This is a genomic window from uncultured Brevundimonas sp., assembly GCF_937863155.1.
Classification (GTDB): Bacteria; Pseudomonadota; Alphaproteobacteria; order Caulobacterales; family Caulobacteraceae; genus Brevundimonas.
Map to the genome: position 1 here is coordinate 70,062 of NZ_CALMFB010000024.1, position 19,471 is coordinate 89,532.

Consider the following 19,471-nt stretch of genomic DNA (forward strand, 5'->3'; position numbering starts at 1 on the left):
ACGATCCGCGCATTGCGGTGGATGAAATACAGAATGCCCATGACGCCGACTTCCCAACCCGTGGGCGCCAAGTTGCCACATTCCGGCAAAACGACAAGGTGTATAAAGCGTTAACGCGTTGACGCCTGCGTGATCTGATAAAGGGCCACTGCCGAAGCCGCCGCCACGTTCAGCGAATCGAACCCGCCCGCCATCGGTATGGCCACCGGTCGGCACCGCTTCAGGATCGTTTCGGGCAGGCCCGGCCCCTCGGCGCCCAGGATCAGCGCCTGGCGCCCCCTGCCCCGCACCGCCGCCAGAGGCTGCACCGCGCCCGGCGTCAGGGCCAGGGCCTGGAACCCCGCGGCCTCAAGCGCATCCAGCATCGCCTCGGCGGAGGACGCGGTCGCGGCGGGCGTCCGCAGCACCGCCCCGGCCGAAACGCGGATCGCCTTGCGATAGAAGGGATCGCAACAGCCGCTGTCCAGCAGCACGCCATGCGCCCCGAACGCCGCCGCGTTGCGGAACAGGCCGCCCATATTGTCGTGATTGCCCACCCCGACCGCGCACACGACCACACAGGTCTCTGGCGCCGCAGCCAGCAAGGTCGCGGGCGCCAGGGGCGCAGGCTTTCGCCCCAGGGCCAGCACGCCGCGATGCAGGTGAAAGCCGGCGATGGCGTCCAGCACCGGCTGAGCCGCCACATAGGCCGTGGCGTCGCCCGGCAGGCCTGCGATGACGTCGGCCATGGCCGCCACCCGGTTTTCCGCCAGCAGCAGCGCCTCGACCCCGCACAGGGAGGCCGGCGAGGCCAGCACCCGCACCACCACCTTGCCCTCGGCGATGAAACGGCCGTGGCGGCCGGTCAGGTCGCGCTCCTGCACCTGGCGGAAGGCCGCCACGCGCGGGTCGTCGGGATCGATGATGGTCTGGTGCGTCATTTTTCAGGTGCATTACCCATTGCACGACGCGCGAACCCGCTGCTATAGGCCCGCCTCCCGAGCACGTTCCGCGGTAGCTCAGTGGTAGAGCAGCCGACTGTTAATCGGCTGGTCGTAGGTTCGAATCCTACCCGCGGAGCCACTCGCCCCCGCCCTTTCGGGCGAAGGCGGCGGCTTGGTCCCCATACAATCCTGATCCCCTGACAATCCTGATCCCCCGACAATCCGGCGTCGATCAGTCCGTCAGCGGCTGGGTCGTGTCGAACTCGACGCGCAGCAGGCGGTTGGCGCGGCTCAGTTCGTAGACATAGCTCTGGCCCGGATGCACTTCGACGGCCCAGACATTGGTGGTCGAGACCTGGGCGTTGTTGGCGTTGAACAGGGCGATGGATTCGTCATCGACCGGGAATTCCTGACGTTCGGCCGTGCCCGCCGACGCGGTGTCGCCGCCGTACCAATGCAGGGTGTGGGTGTGGCCGTCTTCCGGGTCGCGGTGGTCGTGCTTCAGCCGCAGGCCCGTCTCGGTGCGAGTGATGACCCAGGTGCGGGTGCGGTCGTCGCCGACGCGGAACGGGATGCGAATCTCGGTCGGCGAACAGTCGCGCACATGCATGGTCAGCCGCTGGCTGCGGAAATCGGCATCGGCGGCGTCATCGGTGGTCACCCGCCCCTGAAACCGCTGGCCGCACAGGGCCGTCAGATTGTTGAAAAAGGCGTCCTGCGGCGTGTCGGCGGCGGGCGCGGCGAAGGCCAGAACGGCCGAAAGGGCAATGATGCTCATGGTGTCACCTTATGTCTTGTCGCCGCCGTGGACATGCGGCGCGTGGCGCGGTTGACTTCGCAGGCGTCCTGAGTATGTTCCGCGCCTCTCATTTAGCGGCTTTCGCCGTCGCAAAGGTAATTGTCCGATGGCCAAACCGGCTTCCATCAAGATCCGCCTGAACTCCACGGCCGACACCGGCTTCTTCTACGTCACCAAGAAGAACGCCCGCACCATGACCGAAAAGATGGTCGTCAAGAAGTACGACCCGGTCGCGCGCAAGCACGTCGAGTTCAAGGAAGGCAAGATCAAGTAAGGGTTTCACCCCTTGCGGATTGCGAAGCGCCCGGCTGGATCAGCCGGGCGTTTTGCGTTTCAGGCCGCTTGAGTTTCAGGCCGCGCGCGCGATCACGGCGTTGCGGCCCGCGGCCTTGGCGGCATAGACGCCCTCGTCGGCGCGTTTCATCAGGGCCTCGGGCGTGTCGCCCGCCCCCGTCGTCGCCGCCACGCCGATCGAGACGGTGATGTTCAGCATCTCCTTGCCGCCCAGCACCGGGAACGGCGCCCCGGCGATGTCGCGGCGGATGCGGTCGGCCACATGCACCGCGTCTTCCAGGGTCGAGCCGGGCATGACCACCACGAACTCTTCCCCGCCCTGGCGGCACGGCAGGTCGATGGCGCGGACATTGGTGGCCAGGCGCACGGCGAATTCCTGCAGCACCTCGTCGCCGGCGTCGTGGCCGAAGCCGTCGTTCACCGCCTTGAAGTGGTCGATGTCCAGCACCAGCAGCGCCACCGGCTCGCCCCCCTGGACCGCCCGGCCCACCAGGGCCTGAAGCTGTCCGGCCATGTAGCGGCGGTTGTGCAGGCCGGTCAGGGCGTCGGTGACGGCCATCTCCAGGCTGTAGTCCAGCTTTTCCTTCAGGAAGTCGGCATAGCGTTTGCGCCGCACCTGGGTGCGGACGCGCGCGGCCATCTCTTCGGCGTCGACCGGGCGGAACAGGATGTCGTTGGCCCCCAGTTCCAGCGCCTTGACCAGGCGCGGGCGGTCGGACGGGTCGACCACGGCCAGGATCGGAACCTTGCGTGTGGCCCGGTCGGTGCGCGCCCGCGCGATCAGGCGCAGGCCGTCGAAACTCTCGGCCGCGACATTGACGATCATCAGGTCGATCGGCCCGGCGGCCGCGACCATGGCGGCGTCGGGCAGGGTTTCGAACGAAGGGCGATGCTCCTTGACCAGCTGCATGCCGATCTTTTCCACCTGGCGCGGATTGTCGTCGACCACCAGCACCCGCCCGCCCGAGCCGCGCAGCCGACCCGCGCCGTCGGCGTTGACGCCCAGGCGGCGGCCGCTTTCCTCGCGCTCGCGCAGCTCGTCCATCACCTGTTTCAGCCGCACCAGCGACCGCACGCGCGCGAACAGGATCACATCGTCGATCGGCTTGGTGACAAAGTCGTCGGCCCCGGCCTCCAGCCCCCGGATACGGTCTTCGCGGCCGTCCAGGGCGGTGACCAGCACCACCGGAATATGACGCGTCGCCGGATCGGCCTTCAGCCGTTTACACGTCTCGAACCCGTCCATGCCCGGCATCATCACGTCCAGCAGGATGATATCCGGCTGGTCCGCCGCCGCGCGGACCAGGGCGCCCGCCCCGTCGGTCGCGGTGACCACGTCATAGTATTCCAGCGTCAGCTTGGCTTCGAGCAGCCGAACGTTCGGCTCCACATCGTCGACGACCAGGATGCGCGCGCTCATCCCCGCCCTACCCCAGGTGCTTCCGAACGGTGTCGAGGAAATGCATCACCGAGATCGGCTTGGAGATATAGGCCTCGCAGCCGCCCTGGCGGATGCGCTCCTCGTCGCCCTTCATGGCGAAGGCGGTGACGGCGACCACGGGGATGTGGCTAAGCTCCTCGTCGTCCTTCAGCCATTTGGTGACTTCCAGCCCGCTGATTTCCGGCAGCTGGATGTCCATCAGGATCAGGTCGGGACGATGCTGGCGCGCCAGGGCCAGCGCCTGCAGCCCCTCGCGGGTCTGCAGGGTTTCATAGCCCTGGGAATCGAGCAGATCATGAAAAAGCTTCATGTTCAGCTCGTTATCCTCGACGATGAGGACCTTCTTGGACATCACCCTGCTGGTCGCCTTTCGGACGGGCCTTTGCGCCTTCTCGACTGGCACTGTCGCGCGCCTGTCTTAAGTTGACGTGAAGCTGAAGGACGCCGCCGTGAAGGCCATATGCCGCGACTGTTTCTGGACCGGGGACGAAGGGCCGGCGGACCGGCGCTGTCCGGCGTGCGGGTCGAAACGGCTGCTGGTCCATGACGAACTGGACCAACTGTCGCTGGCGCATCTGGATTGCGACGCCTTCTACGCCTCGGTCGAGAAGCGCGACCGGCCCGAGCTGCGCGACAAGCCGGTGATCGTGGGCGGCGGCAAGCGGGGCGTGGTTTCGACCGCCTGCTATGTGGCCCGTCTGTACGGTGTCGGCTCGGCCATGCCGATGTTCAAGGCGCTGAAGGCCTGCCCCGACGCCGTGGTCATCAAACCGTCGTTCGAGAAATACGTGCCCGAGAGCCGCCGCATCTTCGGCATGGTGGGCGAGCTGACGCCCCTGGTTCAGACCCTGTCGCTGGACGAGGCGTGGATCGATCTGGCGGGGACCGAGCGGCTGAACGGCGGGCCGCCCGCCCTGCAACTGGTGCGTCTTCAGAAGCGCATCGAAGACGAGACCGGCCTGACCGTCTCCATCGGCCTGGCGCCCAACCGGTTCCTGGCGAAAATGGCGTCCGAGATGGACAAGCCGCGCGGGTTCTCGGTCGTCGGCGCGGCCGAGGCCATGGCCGTTCTGGCGCCCCGGCCGGTCACCGCCCTGCCCGGCGTCGGGCCGGTGTTCGGCAAGACCCTGCGCAGCGACGGCTACGCCACCATCGGCGATCTGGCCGCCGCCGATCCGCGCGATCTGATGAAACGCTATGGCGAGCATGGCTTGCGGCTGCACGACCTGTCGCATGCGCGCGACCACCGCCGGGTCGATCCCGACCATGATCGCAAGGGCATGAGCGCCGAAACCACCTTCAACCACGACCTGACCGACGCCGAGGCGCTGGAGGCCGAGCTGTGGCCCCTGTGCGAGAAGCTGGCGTCCAAGGCGCGGCGTGACGGAGTGGCCAGCCGGGTCATCGTGCTGAAGCTGCGGCGCACGGACTTCAAGATCATCACCCGGCGCACCACGGCGGCCGAGCCGGTGCAGACCGCCCGCGCCATGTTCGCCACGGCCCGCGCGCTGCTGAAGCCCGAACTGGGCCGGCCCTATCGCCTGATCGGCATAGGCATGGCGGATGTGCAGGACGCCGAAGACGCCCCCGCCGCCCTGTTCGACACGGCCGAGACCCGCACGTTGAAGGCCGAGACGGCCATCGACGCCCTGCGTGACAAATTCGGGCGAAACGCGGTGATCGCCGGGCGAGCGCTGAAACGCTGATCCGCGTTCAACGGGGCCTTAAGCTGTCGCGCCTAGTCTGGAGGCCATGCAGGCTTTCATCGACAAGATGCGACGGCGCGCCGGGCGCTATCTGGATGTCCGGCCCATGCCGGTCGCTCCCGAACGCGGGGTGCTGAGCCTGTCGTTCGACGACATTCCGGTTTCGGCCTGGACCGAAGCGGGGCCGGTGCTGGCCCAGCATGGGGTGAAGGCGACCTATTATGTCTGTGGCGGCCTGGCGGGCGGGCGTAATCTGGATCTGCCGCAGTTCGAGACCCCGCATCTACAGGCCTTGCATGCGGCGGGGCATGAGGTCGGCTGCCATACCTTCGAGCATGTCTCGACCCTGACGCTCAACCCGGCTGAACTGGAGGCCAGTCTGGCCCGCAACGCCGCCTGGGTGGCCGAGCGGCTGGACGGCTATCGCATGACCACCTTCGCCTATCCGTTCGGCGATTGCGCCCTTGGGGCCAAGGCGGTGATCGACCGGCGCTTCCGCTGCGGGCGCGGGGTGCGCGACGGGGTCAACGCCGGGCGGGCCGATCGGGCGAACCTGCAGGCCATCGGTATGGAATCGCGCCGCCTGCCCGGATACGACCTGGAGGCCATGGTCCAGCAGGCGGCCCAGGGGCGCGGCTGGCTGATCGCCTATGGCCACGATGTGTCGGACCGGCCGACCCCCTATGGCTGTCGCGCCGAAGACATCGACCGGCTGATCCGGCTGGCGAAAGGGGCGGGTCTGGACATCCTGCCGGTCGGGGCGGCGCGGGACCGGATGGCGGCCTAGGCCCGACGCGCGTCGGCCCAGGCGATCAGGGCCTTGCGGGGCCAGACCATCAGCCACGAGCGGGCCGTGTATTCGCCGCTGTCGATCAGGGCCTTGCGCGTCGGCGAGGCGGTGGCCGCGCGCTGGGTGTGAATCTCGGCCGGGCCCTGATGGACCATGAAGGCGCCGCCGTTCAGCGGGTTCAGGCGCAGGTGCGCCAGGCGCGGGCTGATCTCGGTCAGGGGCGGATCATAGAACCAGCTGGAGCCGATCATCCCCGCCAGATCGGGCCGGGCGCGGCAGATCTCGGCCGCCGTGGCCCAGGCGCGGTTCCAGCCGTCTTCGTTGAAGTCGTCCAGATGGCGGCTTTCGGTATGCACCTCCAGCCAGGTCTTGCGATGGCCAGCGCGCAGATAGTCGAAGATCGCTTTGAATCCCCAGCCTTCGCGGACATGGCGGATCACCTGGCCCGGCCCCATGGGCGAGGACAGGTCGATCACCTGAGACCGCGCGCCCGGCACGCTGAGCGCCAGTACGAAGCGCACGTCCTTGGCCCAGAAGTCGGCGTCATAGGGATCGTCGGCCAGGTCCAGGAACCCCGCCAGCTTGTCCAGCCAGAACGGATAAAGGTCCATCACCGCCGGCGGCATGCCCGCCGCAGCGGCGCGTTCGGGCGTGGTCAGCGCCCAGTGGGCGATCAGGCCTCGGCGCACAACGTCGCTGGCGTCCTGGCCCAGCACCTGATCCACGCGCGCGGCCGGCAGGGAGAAGTCCCAGTGGGCGGCGGCGGCGGCGGCGGCCTGGGCCGCGGGTTCGGCGGCGGCCTGAACGGCGGCCAGTTCAACAGGCTTCAGACGGCTCAACACGGCCTGGAAGCGGGCGGCGGGCGGCGTGATCTGCATATCCATGACCGCCAGCGTCGCATATCGGGGTTGGCGAACCTTTAAGTCGGCGCACAGGCGCGCTAAACCGCCGCCCACAAGCCCGAGGAGCGCCCCCATGAGCATCGCCGACCGCCTGAACGAACTGGGCATCGCCCTGCCCGAACCCGCCAAGGCGGTGGCCAACTATGTGCCCTTCGTGCGCAGCGGAAACCTGGTCCACATCTCGGGCCAGCTGTCGAACGACGCCGCCGGCGGGGTCAAAGGCACGGTGGGCGCCGATGTGTCGCCCGAGCGGGCGCAGGAGGCGGCGCGGATGTGCGGCGTCAATCTGCTGGCCCAGATGTCGGCGGCGCTGGACGGCGACCTGGAGCGGGTGGTGCGCATCGTCAAACTGGGCGGCTTCGTCCAGGCGGCGGGCGATTTCGAGGCCATTCCGGCGGTCATCAACGGCTGTTCGGACCTGATGGTCGAGGTGTTCGGCGACAAGGGTCGCCACGCCCGTTCGGCCGTGGGCGTTTATCGCCTGCCGCTGGGCTTCGCCGTCGAGGTGGACGCCATCGTCGAGGTGAAGTGACCTTTCAGGTCCAGACGCACGACAGCATCGCCGACATCGGCCGCGCCGACTGGGACGCCCATGCGGCGCCGACCGGCGATCCCTTCGTCAGCTTCGACTTCCTGTACGCCTGCGAGGCGTCGGGCAGCGCCACGCCGCGCCAGGGCTGGGCCGCGCGGCACCTGAGCGTGCGCGATGACGCCGGCGCCGTGGTCGGGGTCATGCCGCTTTATCTGAAGGGGCACAGCCAGGGCGAATATGTCTTCGACCACGCCTGGGCCGAGGCGCTGGAACGGGCGGGCGGCGCCTATTACCCGAAACTGCTGTCGGCCGTGCCGTTCACGCCGGTGACGGGGCCGCGCCTGCTGGCGGCCGATCCCGTGGTGCGTGAGGCGCTGCTGGCGGGGGCTATGGCCCTGACGGAACAGATGGGCCTGTCGTCCCTGCATGTGAACTTCCCGACGACGGCGGAATGGGACGCCATGGGCGCGTCGGGCCTGCTGCAACGGCTGGACATGCAATATGTCTGGACCAACCGGGGCTATGGGTCGTTCGACGACTTCCTGGGCGCCCTGTCGTCGTCGCGGCGCAAGACCCTCCGGCGCGAGCGGCGCGAGGCGCAGGCCGGGTTGGATATCCGCACCCTGACCGGCGACGCCATCACCCCCGCGCACTGGGACGCCTTCTTCGCCTTCTATATGGACACCGGCGCACGCAAATGGGGGCGGCCCTATCTGACGCGCGACTTCTTCGCCCGCATCGGCGAAACGATGGCCGACCGGATCGCCCTGGTGATGGCGTTTCGCGACGGGACGCCGGTGGCGGGGGCGCTGAACCTGATCGGGCGCGACGCTTTGTATGGGCGGCAGTGGGGGGCGCTGGAAGACCGGCCCTTCCTGCATTTCGAGCTGTGCTATTACCGCGCCATCGACTTCGCCATCGAACACGGCCTGTCGCGGGTCGAGGCGGGCGCCCAGGGCGAGCACAAGATCGCGCGCGGATATCTGCCGACGCCGGTGCACAGCGCGCACTACATCGCCCATGACGGACTGCGCGCGGCGGTGGCCGACTATCTGCAGCGCGAACGCCCTGCGGTTCAGGCCGAGATCGCGGCCATGACGGCGGATTTGAGCCCTTACCGAGCGGCTTAGTCCGGCCGAACCACCATGCAGGTCACCCGGCGTTCGGCCAGGGCGCGGCAGGCGGCCTCGGCGGCGTCCTGGGTCATGCCGGTGAAGCGCGAACGGCGCCATTCGCCGGCCCGTTGAATGTCGCGGGTCGCGCCGTTGAACTGGGTGCGGAAGCGGCGGGCCACCTCGGTCAGCCAGTCACGCGCCACCTGTTCATCGCGGAAGGCGCCGACCTGAACGGCCCAGCGGCCGGCGGGCGGACGGGCCGCCTCGCGCGCGGGGGCGCTGGTCGTGCGGCGGGGCTGGGCCGTCACCGGGGCGCCGTTCAGGGCCGAAGTGACGTCGCCGGCCGAGACGGTGCGCACCTGCGACGGCGCGGGGGTCACGCGTTCGATCTCGGGCGGGGCGGCCGGCAGAGAGGCGTAGGAGACGGCGTTCGATCCACCCTGGTCTTCATCCGACGCGGTGTTGGCGGCGTACTGGAACGGGCCGGAGTCCATCCGGGTGTCGACGCCAAAGCCCCGCGCCTCGAACACCGTCTGGGCGACGGGGATCAGTTCGCCGCGCGCCCGCATCCGCTCGACGTCGAAGCCGACGTCCATCAGCTCGGCCACATGGACGTTGCGGGTGGCGCTGCTGCGGCCGCCCAGAACGATGGTGATCAGCCGGCGCCCGTCGCGCACCGCCGAGGCCGCCAGATTGTAGCCCGACGCATTGGTGTAGCCGGTCTTCAGCCCGTCATAGCCATGGCCCGAGCCCAAGAGGCCGTTGGTGTTGCGATATTCGCGGCCGTTGAAGCTCCAGTCGTGCAGGCCGAAATAACGGTAGTACTGCGGATAGTCGCGCATGATGGCGCGGGTCAGAACGGCCAGGTCGCGTGCGGTGGTGATCTGACGGCTGTCGGGCAGGCCGTTGGCGTTGACGTAGCGGGTGTCGGTCATGCCCAGTTCGCGCGCCTTCAGCGTCATCATGGCGGCGAAGCGCGCCTCGGACCCGCCCACATGTTCGGCGATGGCCACCGCCATGTCGTTGGCCGAGCGCACGGCCGTGGCCTTCATGGCGTTGTCCAGGGTGATGGTCTGCCCTGCCCCCAGGCCCAGCTTGGACGGCGGCTGGGACGCGGCGCGCGGCGAGACGGTCAGCACGTCGTCCGCCTTGACCCGTCCTTCGGCCAGGGCCTCGAACGCCAGATACAGGGTCATGACCTTGGTGATCGAGGCGGGATAACGCCGGCTGTCGGCATGGCGCGCAAACAGCACCTCGCCGCTTTCGGCGTCCACCACGATGGCGGCGTATTTGACATTGGGGGCCTGGGCCACCGGACCGGGTCCGGGCGACGGCGCAGCCGTCAGCATCGCAAGCGCGATCAGGGCCAGGATTCCGCGACGGGCGAATGCGAACATCAGTGGGCGACTACCTTCGTCTACTGTGGCGCGGCGACGCCCCCCCGGCGCGACGCAAGAACTGACCCTAGCATGAAGCCCGCCGGTTTCACGTCGGTTAACCGCGCGTCAACGTAGATTTGACCCATCGCACGACGTTTTTGTGCAGCGCACAATAACCCTTGACGTTTGTTCGCACTTGCACCATATGAGCCTCTGCCGCACCGGAATCCCCGGAAGCGGGAAAAATCACACGCGCAACGCCGCGACCCGATCAGGAGAGACCATCATGGCCGACGCCGCCGAAACCGTGAAGAAGACCGTCGAAACCGCCACCGCCCAGGTCAAGGCTCAGACCGAGACCGTCAAGGCCCAGGCCGAGAAGATGCAGGCCGCCGGCGCCAAGGCCGCCCGCGAAGCCATGGACAAGTCGATCGCCTCGATCACCGAGCTGAACGCCGAAGGCCAGCGCAACCTGGAAGCCGTCGTCGCCTCGGCCAGCGCCGCCCAGAAGGGCGCCGAAGCCCTGTCGGCCCAATCGGTCGCCTATGCCAAGAAGTCGTGGGAAGACGGCGTCGCCGCCACCCAGTCGCTGGCCCAGGCCCGTTCGGTCCAGGAACTGATCGAACTGCAAACCACCTTCGCCAAGTCGGCGATGGAGACCTATCTGTCGGAAGCCAACAAGATGGCCGACACCCTGACCGCCTCGGTCAAGGACAGCTTCAAGCCGATCAACGAGCGCGTCACCGCCTCGGTCGAACGCTTCCAGGCCGCCCGCTAAGGCATCCTGGTTCGGCCGCGGTCGCCCTACGGGCCGACCCGACGCGGCTGGCGATTTGAGTAGGCGTAACTGAGAGGCCCCGGTGGAAACGCCGGGGCCTTTTGGCGTTCAGTCGGCCGGTTCGGCGCCGACCCGCTGCAGATACTGATGCAGGGCCTGCATCTCGCCGGGGGTGAAATGGCTGAACCGGCCGCGCGCGACCTCGCTCATCAGATCCAGCTTGCGATCCCCGATCGGCGCCCCGGTGCGCAGCAACCGGTCGAACTGGGCCGCGTCATAAGCCGTGACCATGCGCAGGTCCGGCCTGGCCGTCGCGCCGGGGTAAGGCGTTCCGCCCTTCAGATCCATGCCGTGACATTCGGCGCAGGTGGCCCGGGCGATGTAGCGGCCCAGGTCGTGGGCAGGGCCCATGTCCGGCGGCAGGGCGGCGTCGGTGGCGGCGACCTCGGCCGCAGATGTCTTCAGGGTTCCGGCCGCGATCTCGGCCCGACCGCCCGCCTCGAACGCAGGAACCGGATGCACCTCGCCCGCCGGCGTCCTGGTGCGCAGATAGGCGATCACGGCGGCCATGTCGTCGGCCGAAAGCTGGGTGAACAGGTGGGACGGCATGGCCCACAGGTCCGAACCATCGGGCCGACGCCCGTGCCGGATGGTCGCCTCCAGTTGGGCGTCCGTATAGGCCGGGATGGCGCGCGTCAGATTGGACGTCCACAGGCGCCCGAAGCCCGGCTCGGACCAGTCTTCGCCCGTCAGATCGGCGCCGTGACACCCGGAACAGCCCAGGACCGCCGACAGCCGGCGCCCATGTTCGACCAGATGGGCGCTGACCCGATCAAACTGAACCGTCTCGGTGGGCGGCGACGCAGGTTGGGAACAGGCCGCCAGGCCCAGGGCGGCGAGCATCAGACCCATCACTGCGCGCATCGTCGCCTCCTGTCGGCCACCCCTTGCGTAACATCGATACGAAACAGGCCCAAGAGCGCAAAACCGGACTCAGAAGCGGGTCGGGGCGTCTCATCGCCGCGTCTGGCACGGATCACGCACGGTGTGACTGGACGCATCTACAAATCAGGCCATCATTCCCTATCTGATCCATCGAGCCCCCCAAGACGGATAACGAATGCCCATCCAAAGGCCCGGTGATGCGGGCGGCGGTTCCGGAACCGCCACGGTCACCGAAACCAAGCCGAAGCTTCAGAAGCCCTCGCTGTATCGGGTGCTGATCCTGAACGACGACTACACGCCGATGGAATTCGTCGTCTATGTGCTGGAACGCTTCTTCCAGAAGGACCGCGAGGCCGCGACCCGCATCATGCTGCATGTGCATCAGCATGGGGTCGGGGTGTGCGGCGTCTACACCTATGAAGTGGCCGAGACCAAGGTCGCCCAGGTGATCGAGACGGCGCGCCGCCACCAGCACCCCCTGCAATGCACGATGGAAAAGGACTGAGAGGAGCCTTACCCGATGCCTTCATTTTCCCGTCCTCTCGAAGAAACCCTGCACCGCGCGGTCCACTATGCGAACGCGCGCCGGCATGAATACGCCACGCTGGAGCATCTGCTGCTGGCGCTGATCGATGACCCGGACGCCTCGGGCGTGATGCGGGCGTGCAATGTCGATCTGACGGCGCTGAAGACCGCCCTGACCCTGTATGTCGACAACGACCTGGCCGCCTTGGCCACGGCCGACGGCGAGGACGCCAAGCCGACCGCCGGGTTCCAGCGCGTGATCCAGCGCGCGGTGATCCATGTCCAGTCGTCGGGTCGCGAAGAGGTGTCGGGCGCGAACGTTCTGGTCGCCATCTTCAGCGAGCGCGAAAGCCACGCCGCCTACTTCCTGCAGGAGCAGGACATGACCCGCTATGACGCGGTCAACTTCATCGCCCACGGCATCGCCAAGACGCCCGGTTCGGGCGAGACCCGCCCCGTCCGCAGTGGTCAGAGCCCCGAGGACGCCGAAGACGCCTCGGCCGCCAAACAGGGCGGAGAGGCGCTGGAAGCCTATTGCGTCGATCTGAACGAGAAGTCGCGCCAGGGTAAGGTCGATCCCCTGATCGGCCGCATGGCCGAGGTCGAGCGCTCGATCCAGATCCTGTGCCGCCGCACCAAGAACAATCCCCTGCTGGTCGGGGAACCTGGCGTCGGCAAGACCGCCATCGCCGAGGGTCTGGCGCGCAAGATCGTCAATGGCGAGGTGCCGGATGTCCTGAAGGACGCCACCATCTATTCGCTGGACATGGGCGCCCTGCTGGCCGGCACCCGCTATCGCGGCGACTTCGAGGAGCGGCTGAAACAGGTCGTCAAGGAACTGGAGACGCATGACAACGCCATCCTGTTCATCGATGAAATCCACACGGTGATCGGCGCGGGCGCGACCAGTGGCGGGGCCATGGATGCGTCCAACCTGCTGAAACCGGCGCTGGCGTCGGGCACCCTGCGCTGCATGGGCTCGACCACCTACAAGGAATACCGCCAGCATTTCGAGAAGGACCGCGCCCTGGTCCGCCGCTTCCAGAAGATCGACGTCAACGAGCCGACGATCGAGGACACGGTCAAGATCCTGAAGGGGCTGAAGACCTATTACGAGCAGCACCACAAGCTGCGCTACACCGAGGCGGCCATCCGTACGGCGGTGGACCTGTCGGCCCGCTACATGACCGACCGCAAACTGCCGGACAAGGCCATCGACGTCATCGACGAGGCGGGCGCCAGCCAGATGCTGCTGCCCGAATCCCGGCGCAAGAAGGTCATCGGCCAGAAGGAGGTCGAGGCCGTCATCGCCAAGATGGCCCGCATCCCGGCCAAGTCGGTCAGCAAGTCCGACACCGAAAGCCTGCGCGACCTGGAACGCGATCTGAAGCGCGCCGTCTTCGGCCAGGAAGGCGCCATCGAACAGGTCTCGGCCTCGATGAAGCTGGCCCGCGCAGGCCTGCGCGATCCGAACAAGCCGATCGGCTGCTTCCTGTTCAGCGGCCCGACCGGCGTCGGCAAGACCGAGGTAGCCAAGCAACTGGCGTCCACCCTGGGCATTGAGATGCAGCGCTTCGACATGTCCGAATATATGGAGCGCCACACCGTCAGCCGCCTGATCGGCGCGCCTCCGGGCTATGTCGGCCATGACCAGGGCGGGCTTCTGACCGATGCGGTGGACCAGCATCCGCACTGTGTCGTTCTGCTGGACGAGATCGAGAAGGCGCACCCGGACGTCTACAACATCCTGCTTCAGGTGATGGACAACGGCATGCTGACCGATGCGGTCGGCAAGAAGGTCGATTTCCGCAATGTCATACTGATCATGACCACCAACGCGGGGGCCGCCGACAACGCGCGCGCCTCCATCGGCTTTGGTCGCGGCAAGGTCGAGGGCGAGGACGACAAGGCCATTCAGCGCCTGTTCGCGCCCGAGTTCCGCAACCGCCTGGACGCCATCGTGGCCTTCAAGGCGCTGGACGCCGAAACGATCAAGTCGGTGGTGACCAAGTTCGTGATGCAGTTGGACGCCCAGCTGGCGGACCGCAACATCACCATCGAACTGACCGACGAGGCGGCCGACTGGCTGGCCAAGAACGGCTTCGACGAACTGTATGGCGCGCGGCCCCTGGCCCGGGTCATTCAGGATGCGATCAAGCGGCCTCTGGCCGACGAAATCCTGTTCGGGCGGCTGGTGCGCGGCGGCCATGTGAAGGTGGAGCTGAAGGACGGCAAGATCGCCTTCGACATCACCGGCGCGGCGGGCGCAGCCGCGCGCGAAACCGAGGACGAAACGGCGGGCTGATCCGCGCATTGGCCCCAGGAAAAAGGCCCGGATGTCGCCATCCGGGCCTTTGTTTCGTCGGCGGAAGTCTCAGCCGCAGCTCAGACGCTGGATGATGTTCGTGTCCACGTCATAGACGATGTTCAGCCGGCCGGCGTGATAATCCATGGTCATGGCGCAGGTGGAGCAGACCACGCGCCAGGTTTCGCCCTCGGGCTTGGGCGGCAGCTCGGACCGGTTGCGGCCGATATAGGCCTGGTATTTCGAGGTGCGGCACTGATCGGCCTGGCCGTCCGTGGGCGGGGCGATGTCGCCGCCGCCGGACGTGGGCGCACAGGCCGCGACGGCCCCCGCAAAGGCCAGCATCAGCGCGGGCGCGAGATATCTACGCATGGTCGCCTCCTATGGCCGGCTCAGCCGCAGCGCACCTGCTCGACGATGCCGGTTTCCTGATTGTAGAAGATATTCAAACGATAGGCCGAGAAATCTTCGGTGACGGGACAGGTCGTGCAGGTCACACGCCGGTTTACCACCTCGACCGGAACGGGGATTTCGGTGCGGGGTTTGCCGACCAGCCACTGCATCTCGCCGGCCCTGCACTGATCGGCCTGGGCCGGGGGCTGGCGGTCGCCGATGGGGCGGGTCTGTTCGGCGTGTTCGACCGCGCGCGAGGCGGGCGTTTCGACCGAGGATGTCGAGGAACAGGCGGCGGCCAGCAACAGGGCCGTCAGGCCGCCCGCTCCCAGCGCCCGTCGCCATCCTGTCGCCAGTAGGCCAGGTCCGCGCCGGCGTCCTTCAGCGTCTTCCACCGCGCGCGCGCGCCGTTCAGCGCCGTTTCGTCCCGACCGTCGAAGATGATGAAGCACCGCTGGAACGCCTCCGTCTGACCCATGTCTGCGCCGTCCAGGATGAACAGCGCCTGAGCGCCGTTCCGGTTCTCGCCCGATTCGCTCAACAGCACCGGCTGGCGCTCGGCGTTCGGCTGATCCGCCCGACCGTGGGCCAGGAAACTGTCGTCCCGCCAGGTCCACAGATGATCGTCGACATGGGCCAGCAGCGCCGCATCGTCGGCCCGCACCAGCGCCTTCCACCCCCGTTCCCGCGTCTTTTCCAACAGGCCGGGCAGCACCTGATCCAGCGACGAGCGCTCCAGGTGATAGAACCAGATTTCCGGCCCGGCCTCGCTCACGGCGGCGTCAGACCTCGTACTTGTCCGCCACCATGCGATCCAGGGTGCGCACGGCGAAGCCGACGGCGCCGTCGGGCACGACCGGGCTCTGGCTCTTAGGGTTCCAGGCGGTCGGGGCGATGTCAATATGGGCCCAGGGGGTGTCGTTGACGAACCGCTTCAGGAACAGGGCGGCAGTGATCGAGCCGCCGGCCCGGCCGTTGCCCATGTTCTTCATGTCGGCGATCGGGCTGTCGATGTGCCGGTCGTAGATGTCCGGCAGCGGCATGCGCCAGTAGTTTTCACCCACCAGCGGGCCGGCGTCCAGAATGCCCTGGGCCACCGCGTCGTCGTTCGAGAAGACACCCGCGTATTCCAGGCCCAGCGAGATGATCATGGCCCCGGTCAGGGTCGCCAGATCGATGATGAATTTCGGCTTGAAGCGGTCCTGCGTGTACCACAGGGCGTCGGCCAGAACGAGGCGGCCCTCGGCGTCGGTGTTGATGACCTCGACCGTCTGGCCCGACATGGACACCACCACGTCGCCCGGACGCTGGGCCTTGCCGTCCGGCATGTTCTCGACCAGGCCCAGCACGCCTACGGCGTTGACCTTGGCCTTGCGGCCGGCCAGGGCCATCATCGTGCCGGCCACGGCGGCGGCGCCGCCCATGTCCCACTTCATGTCCTCCATGCCCTCGGCGGGCTTGATGGAAATGCCGCCGGTATCGAAGCAGACGCCCTTGCCGACGAAGGCGATGGGCTGATCGCCCGCCTTGCCGCCCTTCCACTGGATCACGGCCAGCTGGCTTTCGCGCTCGCTGCCCATGCCGACGGCCAGCAGGGTCTGCATGCCCAGCTTGTCCATCTCGGCCTCGCCCAGGATCTCGACTTCAAGACCCAGGCTTTCCAGCGCCTTGACCCGTTTGGCGAACTCGGCGGGGTAAAGGACGTTGGCGGGTTCGGACACCAGATCGCGCGAAAACAGCACGGCGTCGGCCACGGCCGACAGCGGGGCGAAGGCGGCTTCGGCGGCCTTCGCATCGGCGGCGACCACGCGCACCGTCTTCACCGACGGGATCTTCTCGGCCTTCTGGGTCGTGCGGTATTTGTCAAAGCGATAGGCCGCCAGACGCACGGCGAAGCCCACACGCGCGGCCTGTTCGGCGCTCAGGCCCGAGGCGTCGATGGTCAGGGTCTCCAGACCGCTGTTGCGCACCGCCTGATAGGCCGCGCCCGCCGCCGTCTCGATGGCCAGGTCGTCCACCTTGGCCGCATCGCCCAGGCCCGTCAGCAGCGCCAGGCCGGCGTCCAGGCCCGCCGGGGCCGGAACCGCCAGGGTCGAATTGCGCCCGCCCTTGAACCGGCTGGCCTTCACCGCCGCCGCCAGGCCGCCCGGCGCCTCCGCGCCTTCGGTGACGAACAGGGCCAGGATCTCGGCGGAACCGGGCGAGGCGACGAATTGGACGATCATAAGCCACTCCAGCCGGGGCTTGGCCGCCCCGGTCTTGGTTTTCAAAAACACTAAGGAAAACGTCGCGCGACAGTCGCGGACGCTTTTTGATGTGCTATTAGATGCGCTTCCCAGACGCCGCCTGCAACCGGGCGATTTCTTTCCGCCCATGACCCTGATTCAAGGCTATCTTTTTCGTCAGGTCGCCCTGCCCGTGTCCGCGGCGGTCGGCGCCCTGTGCGGAATCGGCCTGCTGAGCCAGAGCCTGGATCAGCTGGAAGTCATCGTCGAACGCGGTCAGAGCGTCTGGGTGATGGCCAAGCTGACGCTGCTGGCCCTGCCCCAACTTCTGGCGGTCATCCTGCCCATCGGCCTGTTCGTCGGCGCCCTGGTGGCCCTGACGCGGCTGCAGCGCGAACAGGAGCTGACGGCCGTGTTCGCCGGCGGGGTGTCGCGCTGGCAGGTCATCCGCCCGGCGGCCCTGATCGCGGCGGCGGCGGCGGTGTTGACCCTGCTGATCGGCGCGCTGATCCAGCCCATGGCCCAGCGCGAGGCCCGCAATCAGGCTTTTGCGGTGCGCACCGACCTGGCCGCCCTGCTGGTCGAGGAAGGGCGCTTCGTCCAGGGGCCAAACGGCCTGACCGTCTATGTCCAGCAGGTCGAGCAGAACGGCCTGCTGAAGAACCTGTTCGTCTATCTGGAGGACGGCGACCGCGTCACCACCTGGGACGCGGCCGAGGCGCGGTTCGGCCGCATCGACGGCGAGCCCTATCTGACCATGCGCGGCGGATCGTGGCAGCGGTTCTCGAACAACGGCGTGCTCGAATATCTGTCGTTCGACGGCTATAATTTCCCGCTGGCGCGCTTCACCGAGACGGACGAGACCATCCGCTACAAGCCCGCCGACCTGTATCTGACCGAACTGCTGAACCCCTCGCCGGCGACCCTGGATCGGGTGGCGGCGCGCGGCGAACTGGCGGCCGAGGCGCATTCGCGGCTGTCGGCGCCGCTGTACGCCCTGATGGCCATGGCCCTGGCGCTGCACGCCATCATCGGCGGCGCCTATTCGCGCACCGGTTATGCGATGCGCATCGCCAAGGCGGCGGGCCTGTTCCTGCTGCTGCGCATCGCCGGATACGGCCTGGTCGCCGCCAGCGCCTGGAACCCGTGGCTGAACCTGCTGCAATATCTGCTGCCCGTCGTGGCGACGGCCCTGGCGCTGCGGCAGCTGTTCAAGCCGTTGAAGGTCCACAGGCCCTGGGGACCGCTGGCCCGGCTGAAGGCGCGGTTCGCATGACCGCGCGCCGTCTGGACCTTCGCCTGCCGGTATCGCGTCTGCGGCTGGGCCGCATCGAACGCTATGTGCTGGTCACCCAGGCGCGGGCGCTGGCCATGGCGCTGGCGGTGATTTCGGCCCTGATCATGCTGATCGACTTCGTCGAGGTGTCGCGCGGGGTGGGATCGGACGTCGATCTGTCGGCGGCGCGGATCTTCGGCCTGGTGCTGCTGAAGTCGCCCAGCGTGATCCTGCAGCTTCTGCCCTTCGTGTTCCTGTTCGGCAGCCTGTCAGCCTTCATCGGCCTGAACCGGCGCAGCGAGCTGGTGGCCATGCGGGCGTCGGGGATTTCGGCCTGGCGCTTCGTGCTGCCGGCGGCGGGCGCCGCCCTGGCGGTCGGGGTTCTGACGGTCACGGCCCTGGGTCCGCTGGCGGCGGCGGGCGACGGCCTGTGGCAGCGCGAGCGGGCGCGTATTTCCGGCGCCGTGCCGGGCGCCCGCCAGACGACCGTCTGGCTGCGCGAAGGCGACGACCAGCGCCAGATGATCATCCGCGCCGGCCGCCAGGACCGCGCCAACGCCCGGCTGCTGGACGTCACCTTCTTCATCTACGCCAATGGCGACGACGGGCGGCGCACCTTCACCGAGCGGATCGACGCGGCCACCGCCAGCCTGTCGGCCGGCCGCTGGCGCCTGACCGACGCCGTGGGCGCCCAGACGGGCCAGCGGGCCGTGCGCTATGCGACCCTGGACCTGATCTCCAGTCTGGCCGACGAAGAGGCGTTCGAACAGTTCGCGCGCCCGCAATCCACGCCCTTCTGGTCCCTGCCCGGCCAGATCCGGCGCATCGAACATGCGGGGTTTTCGTCCACCGCCTATCGCCTGCGGCTGCAACAGCTGCTGGCCACGCCGCTGATGTTCGCGGCCATGTCGATCCTGGCGGCGGCCTTTTCCCTGCGGCTGATGCGGCTGGGCGATCTGGCGCGGATGAGCGCGGCGGCCGTGGTGCTGGGCTTCGCCTTCTTCTTCATCAACCAGTTTTCGGCGGCCATGGGATCGGCCGAGGTGGTGCCGCCCTTCCTGTCGGCCTGGTTGCCGCCGGTTCTGACGGCGCTCGCGGCCTTCACCTTGCTGTTCTATACCGAAGACGGCTAATCCGCCTTCC

General features: G+C 67.8%; 21 protein-coding genes and 1 tRNA gene. 11 read left to right on the forward strand and 11 right to left on the reverse strand.

Annotated elements, in window-relative coordinates; translation table 11 throughout:
- Positions 1 to 110: 110 nt before the first annotated feature.
- Positions 111 to 920: an RNA methyltransferase gene (locus tag Q0581_RS03625; RefSeq protein WP_298697671.1), complete on the reverse strand. Its 810-nt coding sequence runs from the start codon at positions 918 to 920 to the stop codon at positions 111 to 113.
- A 67-nt stretch (positions 921 to 987) separates the two neighbouring features.
- On the opposite strand from Q0581_RS03625, the gene Q0581_RS03630 reads away from it, so the two are divergent.
- Positions 988 to 1,062, forward strand: a tRNA-Asn gene (locus Q0581_RS03630).
- Positions 1,063 to 1,155: 93 nt separating this feature from the next.
- On the opposite strand, the gene Q0581_RS03635 is transcribed toward Q0581_RS03630, so the two are convergent.
- Positions 1,156 to 1,701 (reverse strand): hypothetical protein, encoded by a 546-nt coding sequence (locus Q0581_RS03635; protein ID WP_298697673.1) that lies wholly within the window; start codon positions 1,699 to 1,701, stop codon positions 1,156 to 1,158.
- A gap of 127 nt (positions 1,702 to 1,828) precedes the next feature.
- Between Q0581_RS03635 and rpmG the strand changes: the two genes are divergently transcribed.
- On the forward strand, positions 1,829 to 1,996 hold the full coding sequence (rpmG, locus tag Q0581_RS03640) for a 50S ribosomal protein L33 (RefSeq protein ID WP_181543575.1): 168 nt from the start codon (positions 1,829 to 1,831) through the stop codon (positions 1,994 to 1,996).
- Positions 1,997 to 2,071: 75 nt separating this feature from the next.
- Here the strand turns inward: rpmG and Q0581_RS03645 are convergent, their stop codons facing one another.
- Positions 2,072 to 3,436 carry a PleD family two-component system response regulator gene (locus Q0581_RS03645; RefSeq protein WP_298697675.1) on the reverse strand — a complete coding sequence of 455 codons (1,365 nt, stop codon included), beginning with the start codon at positions 3,434 to 3,436 and terminating at the stop codon, positions 2,072 to 2,074.
- Between the two features lie 7 nt (positions 3,437 to 3,443).
- Entirely contained in the window at positions 3,444 to 3,809 is a 366-nt protein-coding gene (locus Q0581_RS03650) for a response regulator (protein ID WP_292263929.1), read from the reverse strand.
- 97 nt (positions 3,810 to 3,906) lie between these two features.
- Here Q0581_RS03650 and Q0581_RS03655 point away from each other — a divergent pair, with 97 nt between their 5' ends.
- Together Q0581_RS03655 and Q0581_RS03660 are read left to right on the forward strand one after the other, a co-directional pair.
- Positions 3,907 to 5,163, forward strand: a complete 1,257-nt coding sequence (locus Q0581_RS03655) for a DNA polymerase IV (RefSeq protein ID WP_298697853.1) — start codon at positions 3,907 to 3,909, stop codon at positions 5,161 to 5,163.
- Between the two features lie 46 nt (positions 5,164 to 5,209).
- Complete coding sequence (locus tag Q0581_RS03660; RefSeq protein ID WP_298697679.1) at positions 5,210 to 5,950, forward strand: polysaccharide deacetylase family protein; 741 nt, start codon at positions 5,210 to 5,212, stop codon at positions 5,948 to 5,950.
- On the opposite strand, the gene Q0581_RS03665 is transcribed toward Q0581_RS03660, so the two are convergent.
- The gene (locus tag Q0581_RS03665; RefSeq protein ID WP_298697681.1) at positions 5,947 to 6,837 is read right to left on the reverse strand and encodes a hypothetical protein; all 891 of its coding nucleotides are present in this window, start codon (positions 6,835 to 6,837) and stop codon (positions 5,947 to 5,949) included. The genes Q0581_RS03660 and Q0581_RS03665 overlap by 4 nt on opposite strands.
- 91 nt (positions 6,838 to 6,928) lie before the next feature.
- On the opposite strand from Q0581_RS03665, the gene Q0581_RS03670 reads away from it, so the two are divergent.
- On the forward strand, positions 6,929 to 7,387 hold the full coding sequence (locus Q0581_RS03670) for a RidA family protein (protein WP_298697683.1): 459 nt from the start codon (positions 6,929 to 6,931) through the stop codon (positions 7,385 to 7,387).
- A complete protein-coding gene (locus Q0581_RS03675) occupies positions 7,384 to 8,517 on the forward strand; it encodes a GNAT family N-acetyltransferase (protein ID WP_298697685.1) in 1,134 nt (377 codons plus the stop codon). Before Q0581_RS03670 ends, Q0581_RS03675 begins: the two co-directional genes overlap by 4 nt.
- Here Q0581_RS03675 and Q0581_RS03680 read toward each other — a convergent pair.
- The gene (locus Q0581_RS03680) at positions 8,514 to 9,899 is read right to left on the reverse strand and encodes a serine hydrolase (RefSeq protein ID WP_298697687.1); all 1,386 of its coding nucleotides are present in this window, start codon (positions 9,897 to 9,899) and stop codon (positions 8,514 to 8,516) included. The two genes, Q0581_RS03675 and Q0581_RS03680, sit on opposite strands and share 4 nt — an antisense overlap.
- Before the next feature lie 268 nt (positions 9,900 to 10,167).
- On the opposite strand from Q0581_RS03680, the gene phaP reads away from it, so the two are divergent.
- A complete protein-coding gene (gene phaP / locus Q0581_RS03685; protein ID WP_298697688.1) occupies positions 10,168 to 10,659 on the forward strand; it encodes a phasin family protein in 492 nt (163 codons plus the stop codon).
- A gap of 108 nt (positions 10,660 to 10,767) precedes the next feature.
- Here the strand turns inward: phaP and Q0581_RS03690 are convergent, their stop codons facing one another.
- On the reverse strand, positions 10,768 to 11,583 hold the full coding sequence (locus Q0581_RS03690) for a c-type cytochrome (protein WP_298697689.1): 816 nt from the start codon (positions 11,581 to 11,583) through the stop codon (positions 10,768 to 10,770).
- Between the two features lie 196 nt (positions 11,584 to 11,779).
- Here Q0581_RS03690 and clpS point away from each other — a divergent pair, with 196 nt between their 5' ends.
- Both clpS and clpA read left to right on the forward strand, forming a co-directional pair.
- A complete protein-coding gene (gene clpS / locus Q0581_RS03695) occupies positions 11,780 to 12,109 on the forward strand; it encodes an ATP-dependent Clp protease adapter ClpS (protein WP_298697690.1) in 330 nt (109 codons plus the stop codon).
- A gap of 15 nt (positions 12,110 to 12,124) precedes the next feature.
- A complete protein-coding gene (gene clpA, locus Q0581_RS03700; RefSeq protein ID WP_298697691.1) occupies positions 12,125 to 14,434 on the forward strand; it encodes an ATP-dependent Clp protease ATP-binding subunit ClpA in 2,310 nt (769 codons plus the stop codon).
- Between the two features lie 69 nt (positions 14,435 to 14,503).
- On the opposite strand, the gene Q0581_RS03705 is transcribed toward clpA, so the two are convergent.
- Genes Q0581_RS03705 through Q0581_RS03720 form a run of 4 tightly spaced genes read right to left on the reverse strand, consistent with a single transcriptional unit; the run spans position 14,504 to position 17,052 of the window.
- Complete coding sequence (locus Q0581_RS03705) at positions 14,504 to 14,806, reverse strand: I78 family peptidase inhibitor (RefSeq protein WP_298697692.1); 303 nt, start codon at positions 14,804 to 14,806, stop codon at positions 14,504 to 14,506.
- Between the two features lie 20 nt (positions 14,807 to 14,826).
- Positions 14,827 to 15,132, reverse strand: a complete 306-nt coding sequence (locus Q0581_RS03710; RefSeq protein WP_298697694.1) for a hypothetical protein — start codon at positions 15,130 to 15,132, stop codon at positions 14,827 to 14,829.
- 8 nt (positions 15,133 to 15,140) lie between these two features.
- Positions 15,141 to 15,602: a DNA polymerase III subunit chi gene (locus Q0581_RS03715; RefSeq protein WP_298697695.1), complete on the reverse strand. Its 462-nt coding sequence runs from the start codon at positions 15,600 to 15,602 to the stop codon at positions 15,141 to 15,143.
- Between the two features lie 7 nt (positions 15,603 to 15,609).
- On the reverse strand, positions 15,610 to 17,052 hold the full coding sequence (locus Q0581_RS03720; RefSeq protein WP_298697696.1) for a leucyl aminopeptidase: 1,443 nt from the start codon (positions 17,050 to 17,052) through the stop codon (positions 15,610 to 15,612).
- 148 nt (positions 17,053 to 17,200) lie between these two features.
- Here Q0581_RS03720 and Q0581_RS03725 point away from each other — a divergent pair, with 148 nt between their 5' ends.
- Positions 17,201 to 18,328 carry an LptF/LptG family permease gene (locus tag Q0581_RS03725; RefSeq protein WP_298697698.1) on the forward strand — a complete coding sequence of 376 codons (1,128 nt, stop codon included), beginning with the start codon at positions 17,201 to 17,203 and terminating at the stop codon, positions 18,326 to 18,328.
- Positions 18,325 to 19,461: an LPS export ABC transporter permease LptG gene (lptG, locus tag Q0581_RS03730; RefSeq protein WP_298697699.1), complete on the forward strand. Its 1,137-nt coding sequence runs from the start codon at positions 18,325 to 18,327 to the stop codon at positions 19,459 to 19,461. Before Q0581_RS03725 ends, lptG begins: the two co-directional genes overlap by 4 nt.
- The last annotated feature ends 10 nt before the right edge of the window (positions 19,462 to 19,471 follow it).